Here is a 22,442-nt window from a genome sequence, read left to right as displayed (position 1 = left end):
GGGCGCGGTCAGGCGAAGGCCAGGTAGCGCAGCCAGAGGTACACCGCCGAGATGCCGACGGTGACGGCGGCCACGACGAGACCGTACTTGGTGAACTGCCAGAAGCTGATCCGCGCACCGGCCCGCTCGGCGAGGCCGAGGATGACGACGTTCGCCGACGCACCGACGGCGGTGGCGTTGCCGCCGAGGTCGGCGCCGAGGGTCAGCGCCCACCACAGCACGTGCGGGCCGCCGTGGCTGCCCTGTGCGGCGGCGAGGTCGGCGACGATAGGCGTCATCGTGGCCACGTAGGGAATGTTGTCGACGACCGCCGAGAGCACCGCGGACCCGCCGAGCAGGCCCATCGCGGCGGCGTGGGGCCGTCCGGCGACGGCGTCGGCGATGCCGTGTGACAGCGTGGCGATGGCGCCGGTGTTGACCAGGGCGCCCACCATGACGAACAGCCCGGCGAAGAACGCCAGTGTCGGCCACTCGACGTCGGCGATGACCTCTCCCGTGTCGAGCCGGGACACGGCCAGCAGGGCGAGACCGCCGACGATCGCGACGACCGACGGCTCGAGGTGGACGACGGCGTGCAGGACGAACGCGGCGGTGACGAGCGCGAGGACGCCGAGGCTGACGGCGAGCAGGCGCGGGTCGCGGATCGCGTCGCGCTCGCGCAGCTTGGTCACGGCGGCGGCCTTCGCCGGGTCGGCCTGGAACGCCGAGCGGAACAGGACCCGGCACAGGAGCACGAACACCACGACCAGCACGGCGATGAGCGGCGCCAGGTGGTTGAGGAAGTCGTTGTACGCCAGCCCGGCCCGGCTGGCGACGATGATGTTGGGCGGGTCGCCGACGAGGGTGGCGGTGCCGCCGATGTTGCTGGCCATCGCCTCGGCGATCAGATAGGGCGCGACCGGCACGCCGAGGCGCTGGCAGACCAGGAACGTCACCGGGGCGATGAGCAGGACGGTGGTGACGTTGTCGAGCATCGCGGAGGCGACGGCGGTCACCACGACGAGGATGACCATGACCGGGAACGGCCGGCCGCGGGCCCGCTTCACCGCCCAGATGGCCAGGTACTCGAACGCGCCGGTGCGTTTCAGCACGGCGACGATGAGCATCATGCCGAGCAGCAGGACGATCACGTTCCAGTCGATCCCGGCCGCGGGCGAGAAGAACGCGTGCCCGGCGTCGGTCGCTCCGACGAGGAGCATGACCGCGGCACCGCCCAGAGCGGCGGCGACCCGGTGGACCCACTCGGTGGCGATGAGGACGTAGGCGGCGGCGAAGACCGCGACGGCGATCCAGGCGGTGATGCTCACTCGAGCATCCGGTCGAGCAGTGCGTCGAGGGTGATCGCGCCGAGCAGCTGCCGCTGCTTGTCGACGACGGCGACGAGCGGGGTGCGGGTGCGGGCCATGACGGCTGCGATCTCCAGGACGGTGGCGTCCGGGGCGACGACGGCCAGCTCGCGCTTCTCGGCCGGGAGGGCCTGCGCGACGGTACGGTCGCCGAGCTCACGCAGCAGCAGGTCGGCGGCCGGCTCGTCGACGACCCGGGCGAGCGCCGGATCGTCCTGGCAGTACTGGGGGATGGCCATGCGCAGCACCTGCGTGCCGGCCAGGATCGTGGACGGGTAGCCACGCGCGTCGAGGACGATGAGCCCCGGCAGGTCCTGCCCGGCAAGGAGCCGCGCCGCCTCGATGGCCGGTGTGTCGAGGTGCACGGCCGGAAACTCGGCGGCGAGATCGCGGGCCTTCATCGGGGGGTCCCTTCGGTCGGCACAGTGCATCGCACGCCGACCAGACTTCCCGGCACACCCGGTGCCAAACTATCAGACGGGGGCGCGGCGGCCGATCGCCACCGCGCCCCCGGGAACCCGGTGGGTCAGCCGCTGCTGCAGGACACCGTCGGCCAGGTCCATTGGCCGTTGGCCATGATGGTGACGCCGAAGTTGTTGCCGCTGCCGTTGGGTTTGCCGACCATCACGTACTGGCTGGGCCAGGTCGCGTTCACGTTCCAGGTCGAGCTGATGGTCGCCGGCGAGGGCATGTTCATCGTGACGGTCCAGTTGCTGGAGCCGGAGACCGTGACGTTGAGGTTGTAGCGGTCGCTCCACTTCTGGCCCGCGGACAGTGTGGCCGTGCAGCCACCGCCGCCTCCGCCGCCTCCGCCGCCTCCGCCGCCTCCGCCGCCGCCTCCGCCGCCGCCGCCGCCGCCACCGGAGCCTTCGCTGACGGTGATGTTGGAGCTGACGTTGCTCTGGTAGCCCTCGGTGGCGAGGATCTGGTAGTCGTGGGAGCCGAGGTTCATGCCGAGGCTGGCCCAGGCGTTGAAGTGGTTGGCGGTGGTGATGGTGCCGCCGACGCGTTTGTTCTGCCGGACGCTCCAGTACTGGTAGAAGGTGGCGGTGCCGATGATGGAGGGTTGGTTGACGCGTTGGGTGCGGTAGATGTCGTAGGTGCTGCCGTCGGTGGTGACGGAGCCGAGGCGTTGGGTGCCGTTGCTGGGGTTGTAGTTGCCGTAGGTTTCGACGACGTAGTACTCGATGAGGGGGTTGGTGGTCCAGCCGTAGAGGGCGAGGTAGCAGTTGCCGCCGCAGTTGAATGAGCCGGAGTAGTTGACGGTGTGGTTGGAGCCGGGTTTCCAGCCTTTGCCGACGACGGAGTTGTTGATGCCGTTCATCTGGACGCTGTAGCTGCCGCCGGCGCCCAGGTTCATCGTGACGTTGCCGCTGTCCTTCCAGTACGAGAAGAAGTAGCCGTTGTGCGTGCCGGTGGTGTTGGACGTGACGGTCCGGTCGGCCTCGGCGTGCGCGGTGCCGGCGGCGACCACGGAGGCGGCGGCCAGCGCGACCGCACTGACCAGGCCGATGAGCAGCCGTCGGTGCCGGGCGGGTCTCTCGGGCATGGGGTGTTCCCTCCTCGATAGGCGGGCGAGGACGAGTCAATCGACGATCGTCGAACGCCGACAGCGAGATTATGAACACGCCGCCGTCGCGCTGGCAACAATTACCGGAAAACTTCCGGACGTCGAAACCCCGCAAAAGCGTGTTCGGTGGGTACTGCACGGGCCGCGACCGGCCACGACGAGCCCAAACCGACCGGCGTTTCCCCGAAAGTTTCGAGCACCTTTCGGGGAACTTCAGCGCGCTGATGTCGAAGCCGCGCCGCGATGTACCGCCAGGCGACGCTCCGTGCATCCGACGCTACGTAAGGTTCTTATCGGGGCGAGCCGGGGTCGATGCGTCCGGGAAAACCCTGGTGCGGACCGACTGCTCGGACGATGATTGGTCACCCTGTGCCGTGACACGATGCCACCACGACATCGACGGGGGGAGCGGCGAATGGGGCTGTCGCGACGGCGGATACTTGGAGGAGCGGGGCTCGCGGTGGCCGGGATGGCCGTCGGGGCGGTCGGCTCGCCGCTCGTCCAGCACGTCTTCGGCCTGGACGAGCCGCCGCTGGCCGGGGGCTACGCGTCGGCCGCCGACGTGCTGACCGACGCCGACTCGCCGAGCACGACCATCACGTACCACGTGCGCACCGACGCACCGGTCGTCGCATTCACGTTCGACGACGGCCCGGCGCCGGACTGGACGCCGATGGTGCTCGACGCGCTCGACGCGTGGGACGTGCCGGCGACCTTCTTCATGGTGGGGCGCAACCTCAGCCACCACGCCGACGTCGTGCGCGGCCGGCTCGACCGCCACGAGGTCGGCAACCACACCTGGTCGCACGCCGACCTCGCCACCCTCGACCTCAGCCAGGCCGTCGGGGAGATCAACCGGGGTGCGGAGGCGATCCACAACGTCACCGGCCGCGCACCGACCCTGCTGCGCCCGCCCTACGGGCACCTCGGCGGCTCCACGGTGCTCGCTGCCGACAAGCTCGGCTACCGGCTCGTGCTGTGGTCGCAGCAGATGCACGAGGCACAGTACGAGAAGAACCCGCAGGGTCAGGTCGCCGACATCGTCAACACCGTCCGCCCCGGCTCGATCGTGCTCGCCCACGACGTCGGCGACCAGCGCCGCCTCGTCGCGCTGCGACACCTCGGCGAGATGTTCGCCGGCCTGCGCGCCCGCGGTTACCGCTTCGTGACCGTGTCCGAGCTGCTGGCCCTCGACGAGCACGACCCCGCCCAGCGGCCCTGACGCCGCCCGACCGCGCGGGTCGCCACCGCGGTGACGAGGCCGGCCGGGTCACCGGGTCGCGAGGTGGTCGCGCCCGAGCCGGCGCCTGACTGTCGCGAAGGCGTCGGCGAGGGCGGGCGGGGTGACGTCGTCGAGGTCGGTGTCGAAGGTGACGAACAGGCCGGCGACGCCGACTCAGGACCAGCCGCCGATCGTCAGCCGGCTGTGGTCGGAGTCGATGGGGGTGACGACGGACCCGCCGGGCGCCCAGCGCGCGACGACCTCGGCGGGCCGGTGCAGCGTCGCGGTGCCGACGCATTGCCATCGGCCGGGGGTGTCGCCGCGGTCGGGGTTCTGGACCACGAGCCGGGTCAGGTCGTCGCGGGTGCGGGGCTGCGGCGTGAACGGCACCCCGGTGGAGGCCCGGGGCCGGACGCGGTCGACGCGGTAGGTCTGCCAGGTCTGCCGCGCGCGGTCCCGGGCGACGAGATACCAGCGGCCGGCCCAGACGACGAGGTGGTGTGGCTCGACCTCGAGCGGGGGCCGGAAGCCGGGCTCGCCGGCCGCCGGGCCACGGCTGTCCGAGGCGGCGTCGGTGGCATAGTCGAAGCGCAGCGTGCGGCCGGTGCGGATCGCCGAGCCGACGGCTTGCAGGGTCGCGACGTCGATGGGCGGGGCCGAAAACTCCCAGTAGTTGCGCAGGCTGGTCACCTCGAACGCCTCGCTGGCGGCCCGTAGCCGTGCGGGCATGACCTGCCGCAGGGTGCTCAGGGCGCGGGTGACGGCGTCGTCGATGCCTGTCACGGTCGCCGGGGCCGTCTGCAGGGCCAGGGCGATGGCGATGGCCTGGTCGTCGTCGAGCACCAAGGGCGGCAGCTTCCCGTGGGCGCCGAGCCGGTACCCGCCGCCGGGGCCTTTGATCGCTTCGACGGGGTACCCGAGCTCGCGCAGCGTCTCCACGTCGCGGCGCAGCGTCCGCGCCGACACGCCGAGCCGCTCGGCGAGCTCGGGTCCGGACCAGTCGATGCGGGCCTGGAGCAGAGACAGCAGGCGCAGGATTCGCGCGGACGTGTCGGCCATGCTCCGAGGCTGCCAGCAGTAGCGGCCATTCCGTGTCCGCCACCGGTGCCAGAGTGCGCTCATGACTGCTGCAAGCGGGGATCTTCCCGCCGCCGACGAGTACCCCGCCGACGCACATGGCGAGCGCGGCGCGCCGCGCCTGGCCGGGCGGGCCGCCACGCCGGCGCTCCTGGTGGTGCTGTTCGCCTCGTTCATGGACCTGCTGGACGTCACCATCGTCACCGTCGCCGCCCCGGATGTCGCCGGCGACCTGCACGCCTCGCCGGCGCAGCTGCAGTGGATGCTTGCCGCGTACACCCTGGCCCTGGGATCGGGCCTCATCACCGGGGGCCGGGTCGGCGACGACTACGGGCGCCGCCGGGTCTTCCTCGGGTCGCTTGCCTGCTTCGCGATCGCGTCCGCGGCGTGCGCGCTGGCCCCGACCGCCGCGGTGCTGATCGCCGTCCGGGTGCTGCAGGGCCTGGCGGGCGGGTTCATGGTCCCGCAGGTCTTCGGGATCATCCGCTCGTCGTTCGCACCGGCCGCGGCGGCCAAGGCGTTCGGCGCCTACGGTGCGGTCCAGGGTCTGGCCTCGGTGGCCGGTCCGCTGCTCGGCGGCGCCCTGGTCGACGCCGACCTGTGGGAGTTGGGGTGGCGCACCATCTTCTGGATCAACATCCCCGTGGCGCTCGTCGCCCTGGCCGTCGGGTCGCGGGTCCTGGCCGAGTCCCGCGCCCCCGCACGGACCCGCCGGGACGTGCTCGGGGCGGTCCTGGCCGCGGTCGGGGTGCTGCTCGTGCTGCTGCCCCTGGTCCAGGGCCGGGACTGGGGCTGGCCCGCCTGGGGCTGGGCGCTGCTGGCCGCCGGCGTCGCCGTCCTCGCACTGTTCCTCGGCTACGAGCGGCGCCTGGCCCGTCGCGGCGGTGAGCCCGTCCTGGACCCCGGGCTGCTGTCGGTGCGCCCGTTCACCGCGGGCCTCGCCGCGTCCGTGCTGTTCTTCGGCGGGCTGGCGTCGTTCTTCCTCACCCTGTCCATCTACCTGCAGTCCGGGACCGGCCGCTCGGCCTGGGACGCCGGCCTGGTGATCCTGCCCTACGCGATCGGGTCGATGCTCACCTCCGGCGCCGGGGTCGCGCTGGCCGCCCGGGCCGGCCGGGCCCTGCTCGTCACGGGGTCCCTGATCCTGGCGGCCGCCCAGGGGCTGCTGTGGTGGCTGGTCCGCGACGGCGACGCACCCGGCTACCGGCACCTCGCCGCGGTGATGCTCCTCGGCGGCCTCGGCCTCGGACTCGCCGCCCCGATCCTGGTCAACGTCGTCCTCGCCGGTGTTCCCGGCCGCCGCGCCGGCGCCGCCGGTGGCGTGCTGTCCACGGTCAACCAGATCGGTGGCGCGGTCGGCGTCGCCGTGCTCGGCACCGTCTTCTTCGACGCGCTGGCCACCGGCACCGCCGCGCCGGGCGCTGCCCCGACGGGAGCCGGCGACGAGGCAGCCGCGTTCGGCCACGCCCTGGCCCAGGTCATGCCCTGGCAGGTCGCAACCTACCTCCTGGCCGCGGCCGCGATGCTCGCCCTACCCCGGACCGCCGTGCCCCACCAGGCGTGACACCAGACCGGCATCCCGCTGCGGTCGAGAGTCTCTGATGGCCTGTCGCGGAATGGGGCGGCTCGGCCCCAGCGCCGCCGGACGGTGCTCGCGGTGCTCGCCCTGGGGCCGGCGAGGTCGTGAGCACCGACCGCCTCATCGACGTGGTGTGGGGCGAGCACCCGCCGTCGACGGCACTGAACACGCCGCAGCGCCATGTGTCGTCCCTGCGCCAAGCGCGCGATGAGCTCGGCCGATGCGCCATGGACCAGAATTTCGCACATGGACTCCGTGCAGCAGCGTCCGACCGGTGCTGTCGCGGAACTGCGGGTCCAGGCTCTCGTCGAGCAGCGACCCGACCACCCTGCTGCCGCCGTGGTGCATGCGGCCTTCAGCCGCGCCCGGCGTCGTGCGGTATCGGTAGCGGACCCGCCGGGCCCGACCGCCACGTGTGCGGGTCCACGTCAAGGCATGACAGGACGGCGATGAGGCTCTCGACGACTGCCACATTGTCCTCCTCGCTGTCCTCGTCCGTGTCGAACGTCAACGACGGCAGCACGGTCAGCACGTCACAGCCCTGAATCTCGAAGGAGTCCAGGCTCCACTCCACCATCGCGTCGACCGCCGCGCCGTTGACGACCGCCTCGGCGTAGGCCGGCGCGACGCAGTCGACCGCCACCTTGACACGGCCGCGTGCGCGGCCCGGGACGATCCCGACGCGGATCCCGGGCAGGCTGTGGCTGAGGTGCACGGCGCAGACGGTGACAGGCGTGCGGCTCCAGGCCCGGAACACCGCCCACGGCTGCGGCCGGAAGGCGTCGACGATGGTGAACGCGAAGCCGTCGATCGAGCCGGACATCCCCGCATAGTGGCCGCGCAGCTTCGCCGTGGGCCGGTTCATGACCTCCGCGAAGGTGCTCGCCATCGCGAACGGGCCGAAGTCCCAGCGGGTCGTCAGGCCCGCAACGGTACCCGCGAAACGCCAGCCCTTCGCCGCCGCGAAGGCCCGGCGGCGCGCGATGACGGCGGCGCGGGCGCGACGCTCCCGCCATCTCGGCACCGCGAAGTAGGCGACGGTGCCCGCGACGTACAGCAGGATCGCCACCGGCCAGGTGATCCACTGTGCGGTCCAGGCGGCCCCGGCGGCGCCGGCCATGCTGAGGAGATCCGGCGTGAAGCTCTGCATCGCCGTGCCACCCGCACGGTGATCCCCTCGCCACGCGCCGCCCTCACCGCCGTTGAGGCCGGCCGCGACCGCGAGGTTGAGCCCGGCGAGGACCAGCGCGCCGATCATCGCGGCACAGGCCCCGGCCCGCCAGTCGTGGTCGTTCGCGTCCGAAACGGCGAACAACAGCACAAGGGGTACCGCCGCCAGGAACAGCGGCAGCCGGCCCCAGCCCGAGTAGGCGGTCATGCCGGCCCTCCGATTGCGTACAGCAGCGTGAACGCGCAACTCATGCGACAAGGGTGCGGATGATCGCGCCGGCTCGTCCAATACCGGCTTCGATGCCGCCGATAAGCTGCGCTTATCAACACCGGGCGAGGGCCGGGCGGGCGGCGCGGGGTACGTTCGGGGCATGTTCGAAGGCTTCATCGACGAGCGGATCGGCGTGGGGGAAGTGCAGCTGCGGGTCCGGCATGCCGGGCGCGGACTTCCCGTGCTGCTCATCCACGGGCATCCGCGCACGGGGTCGACCTGGCACCGGGTCGCCCCACAGCTCGTGCACGCCGGCCACACGGTCGTCTGCCCCGATATGCGCGGCTACGGCCGGTCCGGGAAGGCGGCGCTCCGTCCGGACCATTCGCAGCAGTCCAAGCGTGCGGTGGCCGGGGACATGGTCCGGTTGATGGCGGCGCTGGGACATGCGAGGTTCGCGGTGGTCGGCCATGACCGCGGCTGCTACGTGGCGCTGCGGCTGGCGCTCGACCATCCCGACCTGGTCAGCCGGCTGGTGGTCATGGACGGCGTGCCCATCAGCGAGGCGCTCGCCAGATGCGACGCGACGTTCGCCCGGGACTGGTATCACTGGTTCTTCTTCGCTCAGCCCGACAAGCCGGAGCGGGCCATCGGCGCCGACCCCGACGCGTGGTACGACAGCGTACGGCCGGACACGATGGGCGCCGAGAACTACCGCGAGGTCCGTGACGCCATCCACGACGAGGCCACGGTGCGGGCGATGCTGGAGGACTATCGGGCCGGCCTCGGGGTCGACCGCGATCACGAGGAAGCCGACCGGCGGGCCGGTCGCACCGTCCGCTGCCCGACGCTGCTGCTGTGGTCGACCCGCGACGACATGGAAGCCCTCTACGGTGATCCCCTCGCCGTCTGGCGACCCTGGGCTCCCGACCTGCGCGGCGAGCCGATCGAGTCCGGCCATCACGTCGCCGAGGAGAACCCCGACGCGCTGGCGCAAGCGCTGCGCCGCTTCCTCGTCGACTGACGCAGCGCTCCCGGGCATCCGACCGTGATCGAGCGCGGGCGATCGGCCTGGCGCCGCTCTGGTACAAACGGGCCATGCCCACCCGCGCCCGTGCGCTCCTCGCCGTCGCGCTCGTCCTGCCGCTCGCCCTGGCCGGCTGTACCGCACCGGCCAAGACGCAGCCGGAGGCGGCACGCGCGAAGGCGGCGAGCCCCAGCCCCGCGGCCTGCGCCCGGGTGCCCGGCAGCGGCTTCCCGCCCATGCTGGGCGGCTTCGACCCGCGGCTGGCCACGGCCCCGGTGGACAGCGCGGCGCACGCGACCCCGAAGGACCTCGTCGTGACCGTGCTCATCCAGGGCGCGTGCGCCAAGGTCGCGAGCGGGCAGACGGTCACCCTCAACTACGTCGGGCTGACACTGGCCGACGGCAAGGTCTTCGACTCGTCGTGGACCCGCAAGCAGGTGTTCGAGACAGCGATCTGTGAGTAGTGTTTGTCAAGTGGTTGCGGGTGCGGTGGTCTGCATCAGCCGGAAGAGTTGGCGCGCGGTGTAGCGCTTGAGGCAGCGAAGGACTTCCTTCGGGGTGAGTCCTTCGGCAGTGCGGCGGGCGATGTATGCGCTGGTGGCTGGGTGTTTCATGCGACGTCTGGTGGTAACGATCGTGTGGAGTGCGGCGTTGAGGGTTCGGTCTCCGCCGCGGTTGAGGCGGTGGCGCTGGTGGCGTCCTGAACTGGCGGGTAGCGGTGCGGCGCCGGCGAGAGCGGCGAATGCCGCTTCGTCGCGCAGCCGGGTGTGATGCGACCAGGCGGTCAGTGCGACAGCGGCAGTTTGCGGCCCGACGCCTGGCAGGTCGAGCAGCGCTGGGCAGAGCTGTCGGACGAGGTCTTCCAGCTGCTGGTAGTTGGCGGCCAGGACGGCGTTCAGGTCGGTGACGGTCTGCGCGAGAGTCTGGAGTTGTTGCAGACGGATGCGTTCCTCAACATCGGCGGTCTCGGGCTCGGGCAGGGTGAGCACGGTGCGAATCTGGGCCGCAGTGGGTAGATGACGTAGCTGTTCGCGCAGCTCCGTGGCGCCGAGAATCACCGACTTGAAGACGTTGATCGTGGCAGTGCGCGTCGTGGAGTAGTGCTGGCGGGCCGTGACCAGCAGGCGCAGCGCTTCGCGAGGGCCGTCGGCGCGGGGCGTGGCGGGATGGTCGTTGATCAACGCTGTGCGAGCGGCGTGAATGGCGTCGAGCCGGTCGGACTTGCCGCCGCGGCGGCGGCTGCCTCGCACGGGGGGCACGGCTTCGATGACCTGGTGGCCAGCTGCTTGGAGCACTCGGGTCAGGCCGTGTCCGTGCGCGCGGGTGCCTTCGACGGCCCAGAACATCCGCTGGCCGGCGGGAAGGTGCTCGCCGGCCCAGGCCAGCAGCCGGATGTAGCCGTCTGGGTCGGCGCTGACCTCGGTCTGGGCATGGACCTCGCCGAGGGCGTCGACCAGTGCGGCGGCATGGGTGTCGGTGTGAGTGTCGACTCCGACGACCCATCGGCGTCGATCAGGGCGAGAATCGGCGGGCTGGCCTGCCTCGATTGGCATGACGGTGGGTGTCCTTCCTGAAGGCTGATGCCGGTCAACGGCGTCGGCCCGGGAGGTTCACCCGACGGCAGATCTGTGATGGGTCACGCTGGCGTGGCCAGCGGACATGCTTCTGATCAGGCCAGTAAGGGTGGCGGCCGATGCCGGCCGCGACGGTGGACAGGTCGACTACACGACACATACGTCAATGGTCAGACTGCTGTGGGGTCACACCGTCACGGCCAGCGCCGAACCTAGCGGATCACGAATACCCGGACTCGATCACCACGCATATAGAAGCGTCGACAAGGGCATGCTGATTAAGGGCTTCGACCGCGGCCTCGTCGGTGTCGCGGTCGGCAGCCGGGTCCAGCTCGACATCCCGGCGGACCAGGCGTACGGCGACAACCCGGAGCACGGCGAGCCCAAGGGGGCCCTGCGCTTCATCGTCGACGTCCTCGACGCCGCGGCGTAGGCAGCCGCGCGCGGCGCCGGGACCGGTCCGAGGCCACGGCGACTGACCGCGCGGGCTCCGGGTGCCGCCGGGCCGGGCGATCCGGTCAGGCGGTGGTGGCGAGCGTTACCGCCATGGCGAGGGCGCCGATCAGCGGTGCGTCGTCGGCGAAGGTGGCGACCTGCAGGTCCGGGGGGAACGGGACCGAGCGGGTGAGGGCGGCGGCGATCGGGGGCAGGATGTGCGGGGCCGCGCCCATCAGGCCGCCGCCGACGACGACCCGTTGCGGGTCGAAGGTGACGCAGAGGTTGGCGATCGTGCGGGACAGGGTGCCCACCGCGTCGTCGAGGAGCGCGGCGACCGCGGGAACGTGGCGGTGGGCGAACAGTTCGGCGGCGGTCACGGGCCGGCCCAGCAGGGCGGAGCCGTGGCGGGCCAGGGCGCTGCCGGAGACCGACTCCTCCAGCGCGGCGTGGCCGTCGGCGAACGTGGGGGCGTCGGCGCGGTCGCGCAGGTAGGCGATCTCGCCGGCCGCGCCGTGGGCGCCGGGCAGGACGCGGCCGCCGGCCACGAGGGCGGCGGCCAGGCCGGTGCCGAGGTTGACGTACAGGCCGACGTCGATGCCGCGCAGGGCGCCCCAGCGCAGTTCGGCGGCGGCGCCGGCGTTGACGTCGTTGTCGATCGCGACGGGGGTGGCGCCGAACTCGGTGCGCAGGAGCCGGGGCAGTGGCAGGCCGTCCCAGCCGGGGACGTTCGGGGCCAGGCGGATCACGTCGTCGCGGAGCACGCCGAAGGTCGAGACGCCCACCGCCGCCGGGGTGCGCAGCAGTTCCCGGGCGGCGGTGAGGGCGCGTTCGACGACTCGCCGGGCGCCCTGGTCGCCGCGGGTGGGCAGCCGGGTCGTGATGTGCGGGCGGCCGTCGAGGGCGTCGGTGGTCGCCGTGCCCAGGGCCACCTTCGTGCCGCCGAAGTCGATGGCCAGGACCTGGGGCGTCACCGCGGCTGGCCGCGGCGGGCGAGGGAGTCGATCGCCACGGCGACGGCCAGGACCACGGCGGTGACCATGTAGCGGACCGAGGAGTCGACGTTGAGCAGCAGCATGCCGTTGGTGATGGACTGGATCACGAGGATGCCGAGCAGGGCGGCGAAGGCGCGGCCGCGGCCACCGAACAGGGACGTGCCGCCGATGACCGCCGCGGCGATCGCCATGAGCAGGGTGTCGCTGCCGCCGGAGCTCTGGTTGACGGCGGCGAGGCGGCTGGCCGCGAGGATGCCGCCGAACGCGGCAAGGGTGGAGGCGGCCATGAAGGCCAGCAGCCGGATCCGGGTGATGTTGATGCCGGCCCGCCGCGCCGCCTCGGCGTTGCCGCCGACCGCGTACATGTGGCGGCCGAAGACGGTGTGCCGCAGCACCAGATCCAGGCCCACGACAAGAGCGCCGAACAGCACAAGCAGCAGTGGTACTCCACGGTCGGCCGACAGCACCAGAACCGCTCCCGCGAGGACGGCGGCGAGGGCGGTGAGCCGGGCCGCGAGCCACGGGCCGGACGTGACCGGCAGGTCGGCGCCGCGGCGCAGCCGGCGATTGATCACCGAGCCGGCGGTCCAGCCCGCGACGACGAGCGCGGCCAGCAGCCAGCCGGCCCAGAGCGGCAGCCAGGTGTCGCTGAGCCGGGCGAGCAGGCCCTCGAACGGCAGGTTGATGGTGCCGCCACGGCCCAGCAGGTACAGCATCAGGCCCTGCCAGCCGATGAGGCCGGCCAGGGTGACGACGAAGGAGGGCATGCCCAGCTTGGTGAACATCCAGCCGTGCAGCAGGCCCAGCAGCGCGGCGCCGGCGAGGGCCGCGGCGACCGCGAGCAGCGGGTGCCAGCCGTGGTGCACGGAGAGGATCGTCATGGCCACGGCGCTGAGACCGCTCACCGAGCCGGCCGACAGGTCGATCTCGCCGAGCAGGATCACCATGATGATGCCGAGCGAGATGGTGCCGGTGGCCGCCATCTGCAGGGCCAGGTTGGTGAGGTTCTCCGCGGACAGGAAGCGCTCGTTGAGGGAGCCGAACACGACAGCGATGACGATCAGGCCGCCGACGACCGGCCAGGCCCCGAGGTCGGTGCGGCCGGCCGTGCGCAGCAGCGCCTTCATGCGGTACCCCCAAAGATTGTGGCAACGCCTGTGATGGCGGCGACGACGGCCTCGGGGGCGACGTCCGCAGTGCGGAACTCGCCGGCGTTGCGGCCCAGCCGGAGCACCACGATCCGGTCGCTGACCGCCCGGACGTCGGCCAGGTTGTGGGAGATGACAAGCACCGCCAGGCCGCGGTCCCGCAGGCGCCGGATCAGGCCGAGCACCTGCGCCGTCTGCTCGACACCGAGGGCGGCGGTCGGCTCGTCGAGGATGACGACGCGCGGCTCGCCGATCAGGGCACGGGCGATGGCGACGGACTGGCGCTGGCCGCCCGAGAGCATGGCGACGGGCACCCGGATGTCCCGGATGCGCACGTCCAGTGAGGACAGCAGGTCGCGGGCCGAGCGCTCCATCCTGATGTGGTTGAGCAGCGTCCAGCGGCGCCGCTCCGCGCCGAGGAACAGGTTGCCGACGACGTCGAGGTTCTCGCAGAGGGCGAGGTCCTGGTGGACCGTCGACACGCCGAGGCGCTGAGCGTCGTGCGGGCCGGCGATGCGGACCGGGTGGCCGTCCTGCTCGATCACGCCGTCGTCGGCGGTGACGACGCCGGACAGCACCTTGACGAGGCTCGACTTGCCGGCGCCGTTGTCGCCGACCAAGGCGACCACCTCGCCGGGCGGCAGGTCCAGGCTCACCCCGTCCAGAGCCTGGACCGCACCGTACCGTTTGCTGATCCCTGTCGCGCTGAGCACTACTGGATTCCCGCCTTGGCGCACGCCGGGGCGACCGGCCCGGTGCAGATGTCCGCCGCCTTGTAGAAGCCGTCCTTGACGATCGTGTCCTTGACCTTGTCCGCGGTGACCGCGATCGGGTCGAGCAGGAACGCCGGGATGTCGGCCGTGCCGTTGGCGACCTTCGCGGGTGCGGCCGGCTTCTCGCCCTTGGCCAGCGCGACCGCCAGCTCGGCGGACTTCTCGGCCTCGGCCCGGATGTCGAGGTAGATGGTCATGTACTGCTCGCCGGTGAGGATCCGCTGCACCGCCGCGAGCTCCGCGTCCTGGCCGGTGATCGGCGGCAGCGCCGGGTAGCCGGCCCGCTTCATCGCCGCGATCGCGCCGCCGGCCATGCCGTCGTTGGCCGACAGCACCCCGATGACGGTGTCCCGGCCGAGCGCGGTGATGGCCTGCTCCATCTCCTGCTGGGCCTTGTCGGGGCTCCAGTCGGGAGTGTCGAACTCGCGGCCGATCTGGACCTTGCCGTCCAGGACCTTGTGCGCGCCGGTCTTGTAGTCCGCCGAGCTGGGGTCGGTCGGCGCGCCGTTGAGCATGACGATCTTGCCCTTGTCGGTCGTCCCGGCCTTGGTGAGCGCGTCGAGCAGGGCCTGGCCCTGCATCTCGCCGACCCGGACGTTGTTGAAGGAGACGTAGTACTCGTAGCTGATCTCGGAGATCAGCCGGTCGTAGGCGATGACCGGGACCTTCTTCTGCTTGGCCTGGTTGACCAGGGATGCCACGGCGCTCGCGTCCACGGCGTCGAGCACCAGCACGTCGGCGCCCTGGGCCAGTGCGGCCTCGACCTGCTGCTGCTGCTTCGCGGCGTCCTGGTCGGCGTTGGCGTAGAGCAGCTTGCAGTCCGCGCACAGGGCCTTCACCTTGGCCTCGAAGAGCGGCCTGTCGAACGCCTCGTAGCGGGTCGTCTTGGACTCGGGCAGGAACAGCGCGATCGTCGGCGCGTCACCGCCGCCGGGCTTGCCGCCGGTGCTGCCGCCACACCCGCTGACGATGGTGGCCGCGACGGCCACGACTGCGACGAACCATCTTGCGTGCATGGAGGGGCACCTTTCCTCGGAGGTACTGGGTGCATGGTCGACCACCGGCCCGCCGTGTGGCAAGGTCCTTTACGAAATTGATAAAGGACCCTTCTTTACTTGATGTGGCAGGCTGTTGCCTGTGCAGACCACGAACACCGCCAGCACGACGAGCGTGCTGCGGGTGATGAACGAGCGCGCCGTCTTCGCCGAGACGTTCCGGCTGGGCACGGTGTCGCGCCCGGAGCTCGCGCAGCAGACCGGGCTGTCCAAGCCGACGGTGGCCGTGGCGCTCACCAACCTCGAGCGGGCCGGGCTGCTGCGCCGGGTCGGCACCCGGGCCGGAGCCGCCGGCCGCTCGGCGATGCTGTACGAGGTGCGTCCCGAGGCGGGCTGGGTCTTCGCCGTCGACGTCGGGCGCTCCTACGTCCGCGTCGGCCTGGCCGACCTGGTCGGCACGATCGTGGCGCGCAAGGACGAGCCGTCGCGCGGTACCCGCGCCCGCGACCTCGTCGCCCAGCTCACCCGCCTCGCCGAGGAGCTCGCCGGGCAGGCCGGCATCACCCGCGACGACATCACGCTCGCCGTGTTCGGCACCCCCGGCATCCACGACAAGGCCACCGGCGCCCTGCACCTGGCGCCCAACCTCCCCGGCTGGGACCGCCGCGGCAGCGTCGAGCGGCTCGCGGGCATCGCCGGCTCGACGTACGTGGTGGAGAACGACGTCGACCTGGCCGCGGTGGGCGAGGCGACCTACGGGCTCGGCCGGGGCGTCCGGCACTTCGTCTACGTCTCCATCGGCACCGGGACCGGCATGGGCATCATCATCGACGGCCGGCTGTACCGCGGGTTCCGCGGCGCGGCCGGCGAGATCGGCTACCTGCCGATCGGTGAGGGCGACCCGCTGCTCGAGCAGCCCGCCGCCCGCCCCCGCGGCATGTTCGAGTCGGTCGCCTCCGCCGACGGCATCGTGGGCGTGGCCCGGCGCCTGGGCCTGCCCGGTGCGGTCACCGCGAAGGACGTCTTCGACGCCGCCCGCGCCGGCGAGGAGACCGCCCGGCTGGCCGTGTCCCGCGAGGTCGACCACGTCAGCCACGCCCTGGCCGGCATCACCGCCGTGCTCGACCCGGAGCTGGTGGTCCTCGGCGGCGGCGTCGGCAGCCAGCTCGGTGACCTGTTCACCAGCCCGCTCACCGAGCGGCTGCGCACCCTCGTCGCGCTGCGCCCGCCCCGCATCGAGGTCTCCACCCTCGGCCCCGACGCCGTCCTGCTCGGCGCGCTCGCCATCGGCCTCGCCGAGGCCCGCACCCTCGTCCTGGACCGCACCGCACCGACCCGCTGACGCCCGGTCTGCGATCATGATCGGGTGGGGGCCGGGCGGATGAGCGGCTTCTGGCACCGGGTCATCCACGATGCCCGCGTGCCGGAGCCGGTCCGCGCCGAGGCGCGCGAGGCCGGGCACTGTCCGGCGGCCTGCCCGCTGCGGGTCAGTCCGGCAGGAGCGGGCGCATGAAGGTGCGGTCGTAGCGGCGCACGCAGCCTGACTCGTCGCGGATGCGGTCGGCGGCGATGAACTCCGGGTCGGTGCCGAACCGGGAGCGGTACCGCTCGTAGGCGGCCAGGCTCTCGAAGCTGAACAGCGCCTCGGCCCGGTCGCTGGCGCCCTCGGCCGGCAGGAAGTAGCCGTGGTGGATGCCGCCGTGCTTGGCCACGAGGCGCATCCATTCGCGGGCGAAGCGCTCGAACGCGTCGATCCGGGCCGGGTCGATGGTGTAGTGCACGACGCAGGTGATCACCGGGCCAGCATACGGAGGGCGGGGTCAGCAGAAGCGGGGCAGGTGTTTCGCGATCTGCGCCCGCCATGACGGCCAGTCGTGCGGCCACTGTGGACCCCACACGTCGAGCTCGCACGGGATCGCCTTGTCGTGCAGGAGCGCCGCCATGCGCCGGGTCTGCTCGAGCGCGCCGGTGGTGTCCTCCCACCGGCCCTGGCCGCACACGAGGACCAGGGACAGCCGGGCGCGCAGCCAGTCGAGGTGCGGGCCGTGCAGGTTGGGCACGTAGTCGGCCGGGTTGTTGAAGTACGTCCGATCGGCGCGCTCGCCCCACGCCGACCACGCGCCGACGTCGTAGTGGCCGGACAGGCCGATCGCCTGCGGGAACAGGTGGGCGTGGCGCAGGGCCAGGTTCAGCGCGTGGTACGCCCCGAGCGAGGACCCGGTCGCGATGATGTCCGGGCCGGTGTCGCCGTGCACGAACGGCACGACCTCGCCGACGATCCACGCCTCGAACCGCTCGTGGTGGCGGGTCCGCTCCTCGATCGGGAGGTGGCGGGCCGACCACGACTGGGCGTCGTGGGAGTCGACGCAGTACACCTTGATCCGCCCGGCCTCGATCAGCGGTGACAGCGCGTGCACCATGCCCCGGTCGGCGTACTCGTACGCGTCCCCGCCCTCCGAAGGGAACACGAGCACCGGCCGGCCCCAGTGCCCGTACTGCACGACCCGCCCCGCCGACAGCTGCACCTCACGCATCCGCCGACGGTATCCGGTCCGTGGAAACACCCGGCGAAGGCCCTGCCGCGGCCGCCGCCGGCCGCCCTTTACCCTGTTGACCGTCGTCGATCAAGACATTGACGCCCGTCGTACCGGCACGCGACCATGGTGATCCGGATCTAGCGCCTAAACGGGGAGGGCGGCAATCGATGCTGGGTAGGTTGGTCGCGCGCATGAAGCGGGCCAGGAGGGCAGCGCTGGCAATCACCGCCGCGGCTGTCGGTGTGGTCGCACCACTGGGATTGCCGGCCGAAATGGCCCACGCCGCCGCGCCGAGTGCGCCGGTGAATGTGCGGGCACTCGTCGGTGGGAACAGTATCGGACTGACCTGGAATTACGCCTCCGGTCAGGTGCCGACGCAATATGACGTCTACCGCAACAATGCGTTGTATGCCACCGTCGCGGCGACCGCCGCATACGCGTCAGGTGACGCGACGCAGCGCTGGCTCGACACCGGTGTCACCAACGGCACGACGTATTCGTACAAGGTCGTCGCGAAGAATGCCGCAAACGAGGCTTCGGCGGCCAGTTCGACGGTGTCGGCGACGCAGCCGGCGAGCCCGTTCCCGGTGCCGCCGATCACCATCGCGTCCGGCGTCACGGGGACGTACCTGCAGTACCTGACCTCGGTCAAGGGGCTGCTCGAGAAGTGGTACCCGAAGATCGTCACCTACCTCGGCGCGCAGGCGAACGCGCCGACGAGCATCACGCTGAACACCACCACGACCTACGGTGGCGCGTACGTCAGCGGCAACACGATGTTCGTCGGCACGCCCTGGATCGACGGGCACCTGAACGACCCGGACCTGTCCTTCGCCATCCACGAGGGCACGCACATCGCGACCTACGGCATGAGCCCGGTGTTCAACGCGAGCTGGATCGTCGAGGGCTTCGGCGATTACGTGCGCTACTGGGTGTACAGCAGCAACATGCCGGTGGCGAACCCGACCACCTTCACCTACCTGCACGGCTACGAGCACGCCGGCTACCTGTTCAACTACATCGCCACGACGTTCAACAAGCCGAACTTCGCGCACGACCTCTACGCCAACCAGTACCCGGGCAACAACCTCGACGATTTCATCAAGACGCAGACGGGCAACGCGAACGGATACCTGACGCTCGGCGAAGCCTGGTACAACATGACGAGCAAGAAGGTCAGCTCGATCCTGACGCTGAAGAACGGCGCCACCAACTCCTGCGCCGACGTGCTCAACTATGCCGACACCGACAACAACACGGTGCAGATCGTTGGCTGCACAGGCACCTACGCGCAGTGGTGGACATTTACGCCAATCAACGACAACAGCATCTACGGCACCCTGCGCACGAATGTCGGCGGCTCCGTGGCCGGCAGCCCGCTCGCCGACGGCAGCGAGCGCTGCCTCTACCCGCTCAACGGCGGCGCGACGAGCGGCACCGCAGCGGTGATCTACAACTGTGATGCAAGCAACACGAGCATGCAGTGGTACTTCCAGACGAACGGTCTGATCCGCAACGCCAGCTCGGGCCTGTGCCTGGCACCGCAGGGCGGCAGCACCGCCAACAACACGCCGCTGCAGGTCGTGACCTGCGACAGCGCCGCGGCTTCGCAGAACTGGAACGTCCGCCCGCTCGACATCATGCAGAGCAAGGGCAGCACGACCACGGCGATCAGCTACTGCCTGGGCTCGTCGACCGACGGCACCGTACCGGCGACCACGAGCTTCCTGCAGGACCGCAGCTGCAACTACAACAACGGCCAGCGCCTGGTCTTCGTGCCGTCCAGCTCCGCCGGCACCTCCGGCTACTACAAGGTCTACAACGACACGGGCACCGCGAGCGACGCCCGCTGCCTGGACCTCAACGGCGGCAGCACCGCCGCGAACACCCGGGTCATCCTGGCGCCCTGCAACGGCACCACCAAGCAGCAGTGGATGCGCTACCCGAGCGAGCGCCTGGCCAACGTCGGAGCCGGCGGCCTGTGCCTGCAGCTCGAGGGCAACTCCACGGCGGTCAACGCCTACCTGGTGATCAACACCTGCAACACGACCGACTACCAGAAGTTCAAGTTCGCCACGATGTGACACCCCAGCAGGAACCGGCAGCCGGCGCACCCCGCGCCGGCTGCCGGCGCGCGGGTGCGTAGCGCACTACCACCGCCGCCGATTGTCAGGCCGCGGCGCGGGGGTTCCTCCGGCGCGCGAGCATCAGCTCGCCGGGCGGTGCCTGAGCGAAGCTGTCACATCGCGGGGCAGCCGGTGCAGCTCCCGCTTGTACTGCGGTGTCCGGATCGCCCTGCGGGCGCGCTCGAGCGTCGCCTGCTCGCCCATCGCCGGCCACAGCGAGAACAGCAGCCAGTCGCGGGAGCGCATGGTGGCGCGGTCGGTGGCCGGGTCGACGGCGATGATGCGGTCGACAAGCTCGGGCAGGTACGGGTGGTCGCTCGCGGGGTCCTTGCCGGCGGCCTGCCGGACGGCCTCGGCGAGCAGCGCGAGCTGGTCGAGCTCCGGCAGCGCGCCGACGCCGGCCAGGACCCGGCGCAGGCCGTCGACGTCGGCGCCGAACGCGGTGAACGCGTGCCTCGCGAACGCCGGGCCGAGCCGCTTGTCGGCGGTCAGGGTGAGCGCCGCCTCCCAGCCTGTCGCGCGTGCAACGCCCTCGACCAGCCGGCGCTTGAGGTCGGCCAGGCCGTGGCGGTCCTTCACCGGTGCACAGCGCTTCCAGCCGGCGAAGAACCCGGCGGCGTCGCCCCGGTCGGCGAGGGCGGCGGCGATGTCGCGGTGGCCCTTCCAGCCGGTGCCGCCCTCGATCCGGTCGGCGGCCGCGCGGGCACCGGTGACGTCGTCGGCGGCGAGCCGGTTCAGCACCTGCTGGCGGCCGATGCCGCAGGAGGGCGGCAGGTGGGGCCGGAGCGTCTCGGCGTCGTCGTCGGTGAGGGCGCCGACGGCGAGCAGCGCGCAGGCGGCGTCGGCGAACTGGAACGGGCCGGGCCGGCGCAGCGAGCGGACCTCGAGGCGGTAGGGCTGCACCGGCCCGAGTACCCGCGTGACGGTCATCGGCCCGTCACCGTTCGCGGGCAGGCGGGCCTCCAGCTCGCCCAGTACGCTCGCCCGCGGCGCGACGAGCGCGGGCGGCGTCGGATACGGCGGGCCGGCGTACGCGGCGCGCTGCGCCTCGGAGACGGGCGCGGTCAGGCCCTGGATCAGGGCGTCGACCAGGCTCATGGCATGCGAGTCTGGCACGTCTGCGGCACCGGCGCCCTTCGGCGCGGCCCGAGTCAGCGGCCCGAGCTGCCCAGCCCGGCGACGAGGTTGATGGTCGTGGCCAGGATGATCGCGCCGAAGAGGTACGACAGCAGGCCGTGGCGCAGCGCGGTGATCCGGATCGGCCGGGTCTTCAGCTCGGTGTCCGAGACCTGGTAGGTCATGCCGAGGGTGAAGCCCTTTGACCCGCCGCCCCCGCGGACGGCGCCCGCGGCCCGCTGATACGTCGTATTGCGGTCAGTCCGGGGCCCGGGGAATCGGTGGTAGCACCGATGCCGGTCACCAGTCCGCGTCCCTAGCGTGACGGAACGTATCCAGCACCGCGATGACAGGAGGTCATCACATGTTCCGACGCATCACCGGGATACTCGCGGCCGCGGCCGCGGCGTTGCTCATCGTCCCGGCCGCACCGGCCGATGCCACGACGGCCGGGTTCGCGGGAGTGCCGCGCGAGTTCGGCTTCGTCGACTTCAACGGCGACCACAGCGGTGACTACTGCGAGGCGCAGAACTCCCGGTACCTGCACTGCGACCTGCTGACCGGCACCGGGCTGCTGTTCGCGACGGGCGGCTCGATCGCCGACCTCGGCTGGTCGGCCGGCCGGGCCTGGACCGACTTCAACGGCGACGGCCGCGCCGACTACTGCCGGGTCATCGGCAGCGGGTACACCGACCTGCAGTGCACGGTGTCCACGGGCGGCGGCTTCGGCGCCACGTACACGTCGGGGGCGGTCGACGCCGGCTGGGACGCCGGGCGGACCTGGGCCGACTTCGACGGCGACGGCCGCGCCGACTACTGCCGGGTCGTCGGCGGGTCCGACAAGCGCATCTCGTGCACGCTGTCCACCGGCACCAACTGGAGCGATACGTACACGTCCGGCCCGCTGGACCCCGGCTACGACGCCGGCCGCGCCTGGGTCGACGTGAACGGGGACCGCCGCGCCGACTACTGCCGGGTCGTCGGCAGCGGTTACAAATACCTGCAGTGCACGCTGGCCCTGTCGACAGGCATCGGCTTCGGCCTGACCGTCACGTCGGGCGTCGTCGACCCCGGCTACGACGACACCCGCAAATGGGCCGACGTGAACGGTGACGGCCGGGCCGACTACTGCCGATTCGTCGGCTCGGCCAACTACGCGGCCATGAACATCCAGTGCACGCCGGCCACCGGCAGCGGGTTCGGCTCGACGGGCATGTCACCGGTGATGGACGGCGGCTACGCCGGCCGGTCGGCCTGGGCCGACGTGAACGGCGACGGCCGCGCCGACTTCTGCCGGGTGGTGAACTACGGCGGGTACCAGGACCTGTGCACGCTCTCCGACGGCTCCGGCTGGAGCACCACGAGCTTCGCCCACCCGATGCCGAGCGACGGCGGCTGGCCCTACTACCCGGACGTCAACGGCGACGGCAAGGCCGACCACTGCACGGTCATCGACAAGATCACCTGCTGGCTGTCCGACGGCGCGAGCTTCAACGGCACCTTCACCGCGCCGCGCTGAGCGCCCGGCCCGGCGGACGAGC

The 22,442-nt window shown here is 71.6% G+C and carries 21 protein-coding genes and 1 pseudogene; 8 read left to right on the top strand and 14 right to left on the bottom strand.

All coding sequences use genetic code 11. The features are described 5' to 3' along the window. Window positions 1-8 precede the first annotated feature (8 nt). The 3 genes from Dvina_RS31650 to Dvina_RS31640 all read right to left on the bottom strand — a co-directional run bounded on the left by Dvina_RS31650 (window position 9) and on the right by Dvina_RS31640 (window position 2,895). The gene (locus Dvina_RS31650; RefSeq protein WP_223092955.1) at window positions 9-1,307 is read right to left on the bottom strand and encodes an ArsB/NhaD family transporter; all 1,299 of its coding nucleotides are present in this window, start codon (window positions 1,305-1,307) and stop codon (window positions 9-11) included. After that, window positions 1,304-1,747, bottom strand: a complete 444-nt coding sequence (locus Dvina_RS31645) for a CBS domain-containing protein (RefSeq protein ID WP_223092954.1) — start codon at window positions 1,745-1,747, stop codon at window positions 1,304-1,306. The genes Dvina_RS31650 and Dvina_RS31645 overlap by 4 nt, the downstream gene beginning before the upstream one ends. Window positions 1,748-1,872: 125 nt before the next feature. Next, window positions 1,873-2,895 (bottom strand): glycoside hydrolase family 11 protein, encoded by a 1,023-nt coding sequence (locus tag Dvina_RS31640; protein ID WP_223092953.1) that lies wholly within the window; start codon window positions 2,893-2,895, stop codon window positions 1,873-1,875. Window positions 2,896-3,331: 436 nt separating this feature from the next. Here Dvina_RS31640 and Dvina_RS31635 point away from each other — a divergent pair, with 436 nt between their 5' ends. Beyond that, window positions 3,332-4,138 carry a polysaccharide deacetylase family protein gene (locus Dvina_RS31635; RefSeq protein WP_223092952.1) on the top strand — a complete coding sequence of 269 codons (807 nt, stop codon included), beginning with the start codon at window positions 3,332-3,334 and terminating at the stop codon, window positions 4,136-4,138. Window positions 4,139-4,312: 174 nt separating this feature from the next. On the opposite strand, the gene Dvina_RS31630 is transcribed toward Dvina_RS31635, so the two are convergent. Next, on the bottom strand, window positions 4,313-5,197 hold the full coding sequence (locus Dvina_RS31630) for a helix-turn-helix transcriptional regulator (protein WP_246655441.1): 885 nt from the start codon (window positions 5,195-5,197) through the stop codon (window positions 4,313-4,315). A gap of 61 nt (window positions 5,198-5,258) precedes the next feature. Between Dvina_RS31630 and Dvina_RS31625 the strand changes: the two genes are divergently transcribed. After that, complete coding sequence (locus Dvina_RS31625; protein WP_223092951.1) at window positions 5,259-6,779, top strand: MFS transporter; 1,521 nt, start codon at window positions 5,259-5,261, stop codon at window positions 6,777-6,779. A gap of 370 nt (window positions 6,780-7,149) precedes the next feature. Here the strand turns inward: Dvina_RS31625 and Dvina_RS31620 are convergent, their stop codons facing one another. Continuing rightward, window positions 7,150-8,172 carry a hypothetical protein gene (locus Dvina_RS31620; protein ID WP_223092950.1) on the bottom strand — a complete coding sequence of 341 codons (1,023 nt, stop codon included), beginning with the start codon at window positions 8,170-8,172 and terminating at the stop codon, window positions 7,150-7,152. A 163-nt stretch (window positions 8,173-8,335) separates the two neighbouring features. On the opposite strand from Dvina_RS31620, the gene Dvina_RS31615 reads away from it, so the two are divergent. Both Dvina_RS31615 and Dvina_RS31610 read left to right on the top strand, forming a co-directional pair. After that, window positions 8,336-9,199 (top strand): alpha/beta fold hydrolase, encoded by an 864-nt coding sequence (locus Dvina_RS31615; RefSeq protein WP_223092949.1) that lies wholly within the window; start codon window positions 8,336-8,338, stop codon window positions 9,197-9,199. 74 nt (window positions 9,200-9,273) lie between these two features. Further along, the gene (locus Dvina_RS31610) at window positions 9,274-9,666 is read left to right on the top strand and encodes an FKBP-type peptidyl-prolyl cis-trans isomerase (protein ID WP_223092948.1); all 393 of its coding nucleotides are present in this window, start codon (window positions 9,274-9,276) and stop codon (window positions 9,664-9,666) included. A gap of 6 nt (window positions 9,667-9,672) precedes the next feature. Here Dvina_RS31610 and Dvina_RS31605 read toward each other — a convergent pair whose 3' ends face one another. Further along, entirely contained in the window at window positions 9,673-10,755 is a 1,083-nt protein-coding gene (locus Dvina_RS31605) for an IS110 family RNA-guided transposase (protein ID WP_223092947.1), read from the bottom strand. A gap of 289 nt (window positions 10,756-11,044) precedes the next feature. Between Dvina_RS31605 and Dvina_RS54625 the strand changes: the two are divergent. Continuing rightward, a pseudogene (locus Dvina_RS54625) lies at window positions 11,045-11,209 on the top strand (FKBP-type peptidyl-prolyl cis-trans isomerase); the annotation flags it as partial. Window positions 11,210-11,294: 85 nt separating this feature from the next. Here Dvina_RS54625 and Dvina_RS31595 read toward each other — a convergent pair. From Dvina_RS31595 to Dvina_RS31580, 4 genes are read right to left on the bottom strand one after another with little or no spacing between them, the layout of a single operon-like run. Further along, window positions 11,295-12,185, bottom strand: coding sequence for an ROK family protein (locus tag Dvina_RS31595; RefSeq protein ID WP_223092945.1), 891 nt, complete (start codon window positions 12,183-12,185; stop codon window positions 11,295-11,297). Further along, the gene (locus Dvina_RS31590) at window positions 12,182-13,333 is read right to left on the bottom strand and encodes a sugar ABC transporter permease (RefSeq protein WP_223092944.1); all 1,152 of its coding nucleotides are present in this window, start codon (window positions 13,331-13,333) and stop codon (window positions 12,182-12,184) included. The genes Dvina_RS31595 and Dvina_RS31590 overlap by 4 nt, the downstream gene beginning before the upstream one ends. After that, complete coding sequence (locus Dvina_RS31585; RefSeq protein ID WP_246655440.1) at window positions 13,330-14,067, bottom strand: ATP-binding cassette domain-containing protein; 738 nt, start codon at window positions 14,065-14,067, stop codon at window positions 13,330-13,332. Before Dvina_RS31585 ends, Dvina_RS31590 begins: the two co-directional genes overlap by 4 nt. Beyond that, a complete protein-coding gene (locus tag Dvina_RS31580; RefSeq protein ID WP_223092942.1) occupies window positions 14,067-15,143 on the bottom strand; it encodes a sugar ABC transporter substrate-binding protein in 1,077 nt (358 codons plus the stop codon). Before Dvina_RS31580 ends, Dvina_RS31585 begins: the two co-directional genes overlap by 1 nt. Before the next feature lie 121 nt (window positions 15,144-15,264). Between Dvina_RS31580 and Dvina_RS31575 the strand changes: the two genes are divergently transcribed. Beyond that, window positions 15,265-16,464 carry an ROK family transcriptional regulator gene (locus Dvina_RS31575; protein ID WP_223092941.1) on the top strand — a complete coding sequence of 400 codons (1,200 nt, stop codon included), beginning with the start codon at window positions 15,265-15,267 and terminating at the stop codon, window positions 16,462-16,464. A gap of 145 nt (window positions 16,465-16,609) precedes the next feature. Here the strand turns inward: Dvina_RS31575 and Dvina_RS31570 are convergent, their stop codons facing one another. Then, entirely contained in the window at window positions 16,610-16,918 is a 309-nt protein-coding gene (locus Dvina_RS31570) for an NIPSNAP family protein (RefSeq protein ID WP_223092940.1), read from the bottom strand. 24 nt (window positions 16,919-16,942) lie between these two features. Next, window positions 16,943-17,656, bottom strand: coding sequence for an esterase family protein (locus Dvina_RS31565; RefSeq protein WP_223092939.1), 714 nt, complete (start codon window positions 17,654-17,656; stop codon window positions 16,943-16,945). A 371-nt stretch (window positions 17,657-18,027) separates the two neighbouring features. Here Dvina_RS31565 and Dvina_RS31560 point away from each other — a divergent pair, with 371 nt between their 5' ends. After that, complete coding sequence (locus Dvina_RS31560) at window positions 18,028-19,743, top strand: RICIN domain-containing protein (RefSeq protein WP_223092938.1); 1,716 nt, start codon at window positions 18,028-18,030, stop codon at window positions 19,741-19,743. Between the two features lie 123 nt (window positions 19,744-19,866). Here Dvina_RS31560 and Dvina_RS31555 read toward each other — a convergent pair whose 3' ends face one another. Together Dvina_RS31555 and Dvina_RS31550 are read right to left on the bottom strand one after the other, a co-directional pair. Beyond that, window positions 19,867-20,883, bottom strand: coding sequence for a hypothetical protein (locus Dvina_RS31555; protein WP_223092937.1), 1,017 nt, complete (start codon window positions 20,881-20,883; stop codon window positions 19,867-19,869). A 53-nt stretch (window positions 20,884-20,936) separates the two neighbouring features. After that, the gene (locus Dvina_RS31550) at window positions 20,937-21,086 is read right to left on the bottom strand and encodes a DUF1345 domain-containing protein (RefSeq protein ID WP_223092936.1); all 150 of its coding nucleotides are present in this window, start codon (window positions 21,084-21,086) and stop codon (window positions 20,937-20,939) included. Between the two features lie 179 nt (window positions 21,087-21,265). Between Dvina_RS31550 and Dvina_RS31545 the strand changes: the two genes are divergently transcribed. Further along, window positions 21,266-22,420, top strand: a complete 1,155-nt coding sequence (locus Dvina_RS31545) for an FG-GAP repeat domain-containing protein (protein ID WP_223092935.1) — start codon at window positions 21,266-21,268, stop codon at window positions 22,418-22,420. The last annotated feature ends 22 nt before the right edge of the window (window positions 22,421-22,442 follow it).

It is taken from the genome of Dactylosporangium vinaceum, assembly GCF_019904175.1.
GTDB lineage: Bacteria > Actinomycetota > Actinomycetes > Mycobacteriales > Micromonosporaceae > Dactylosporangium > Dactylosporangium vinaceum.
The sequence above is the reverse complement of the archived record's forward strand: the minus strand, read 5'-3'. Positions and strand labels throughout refer to the sequence as shown.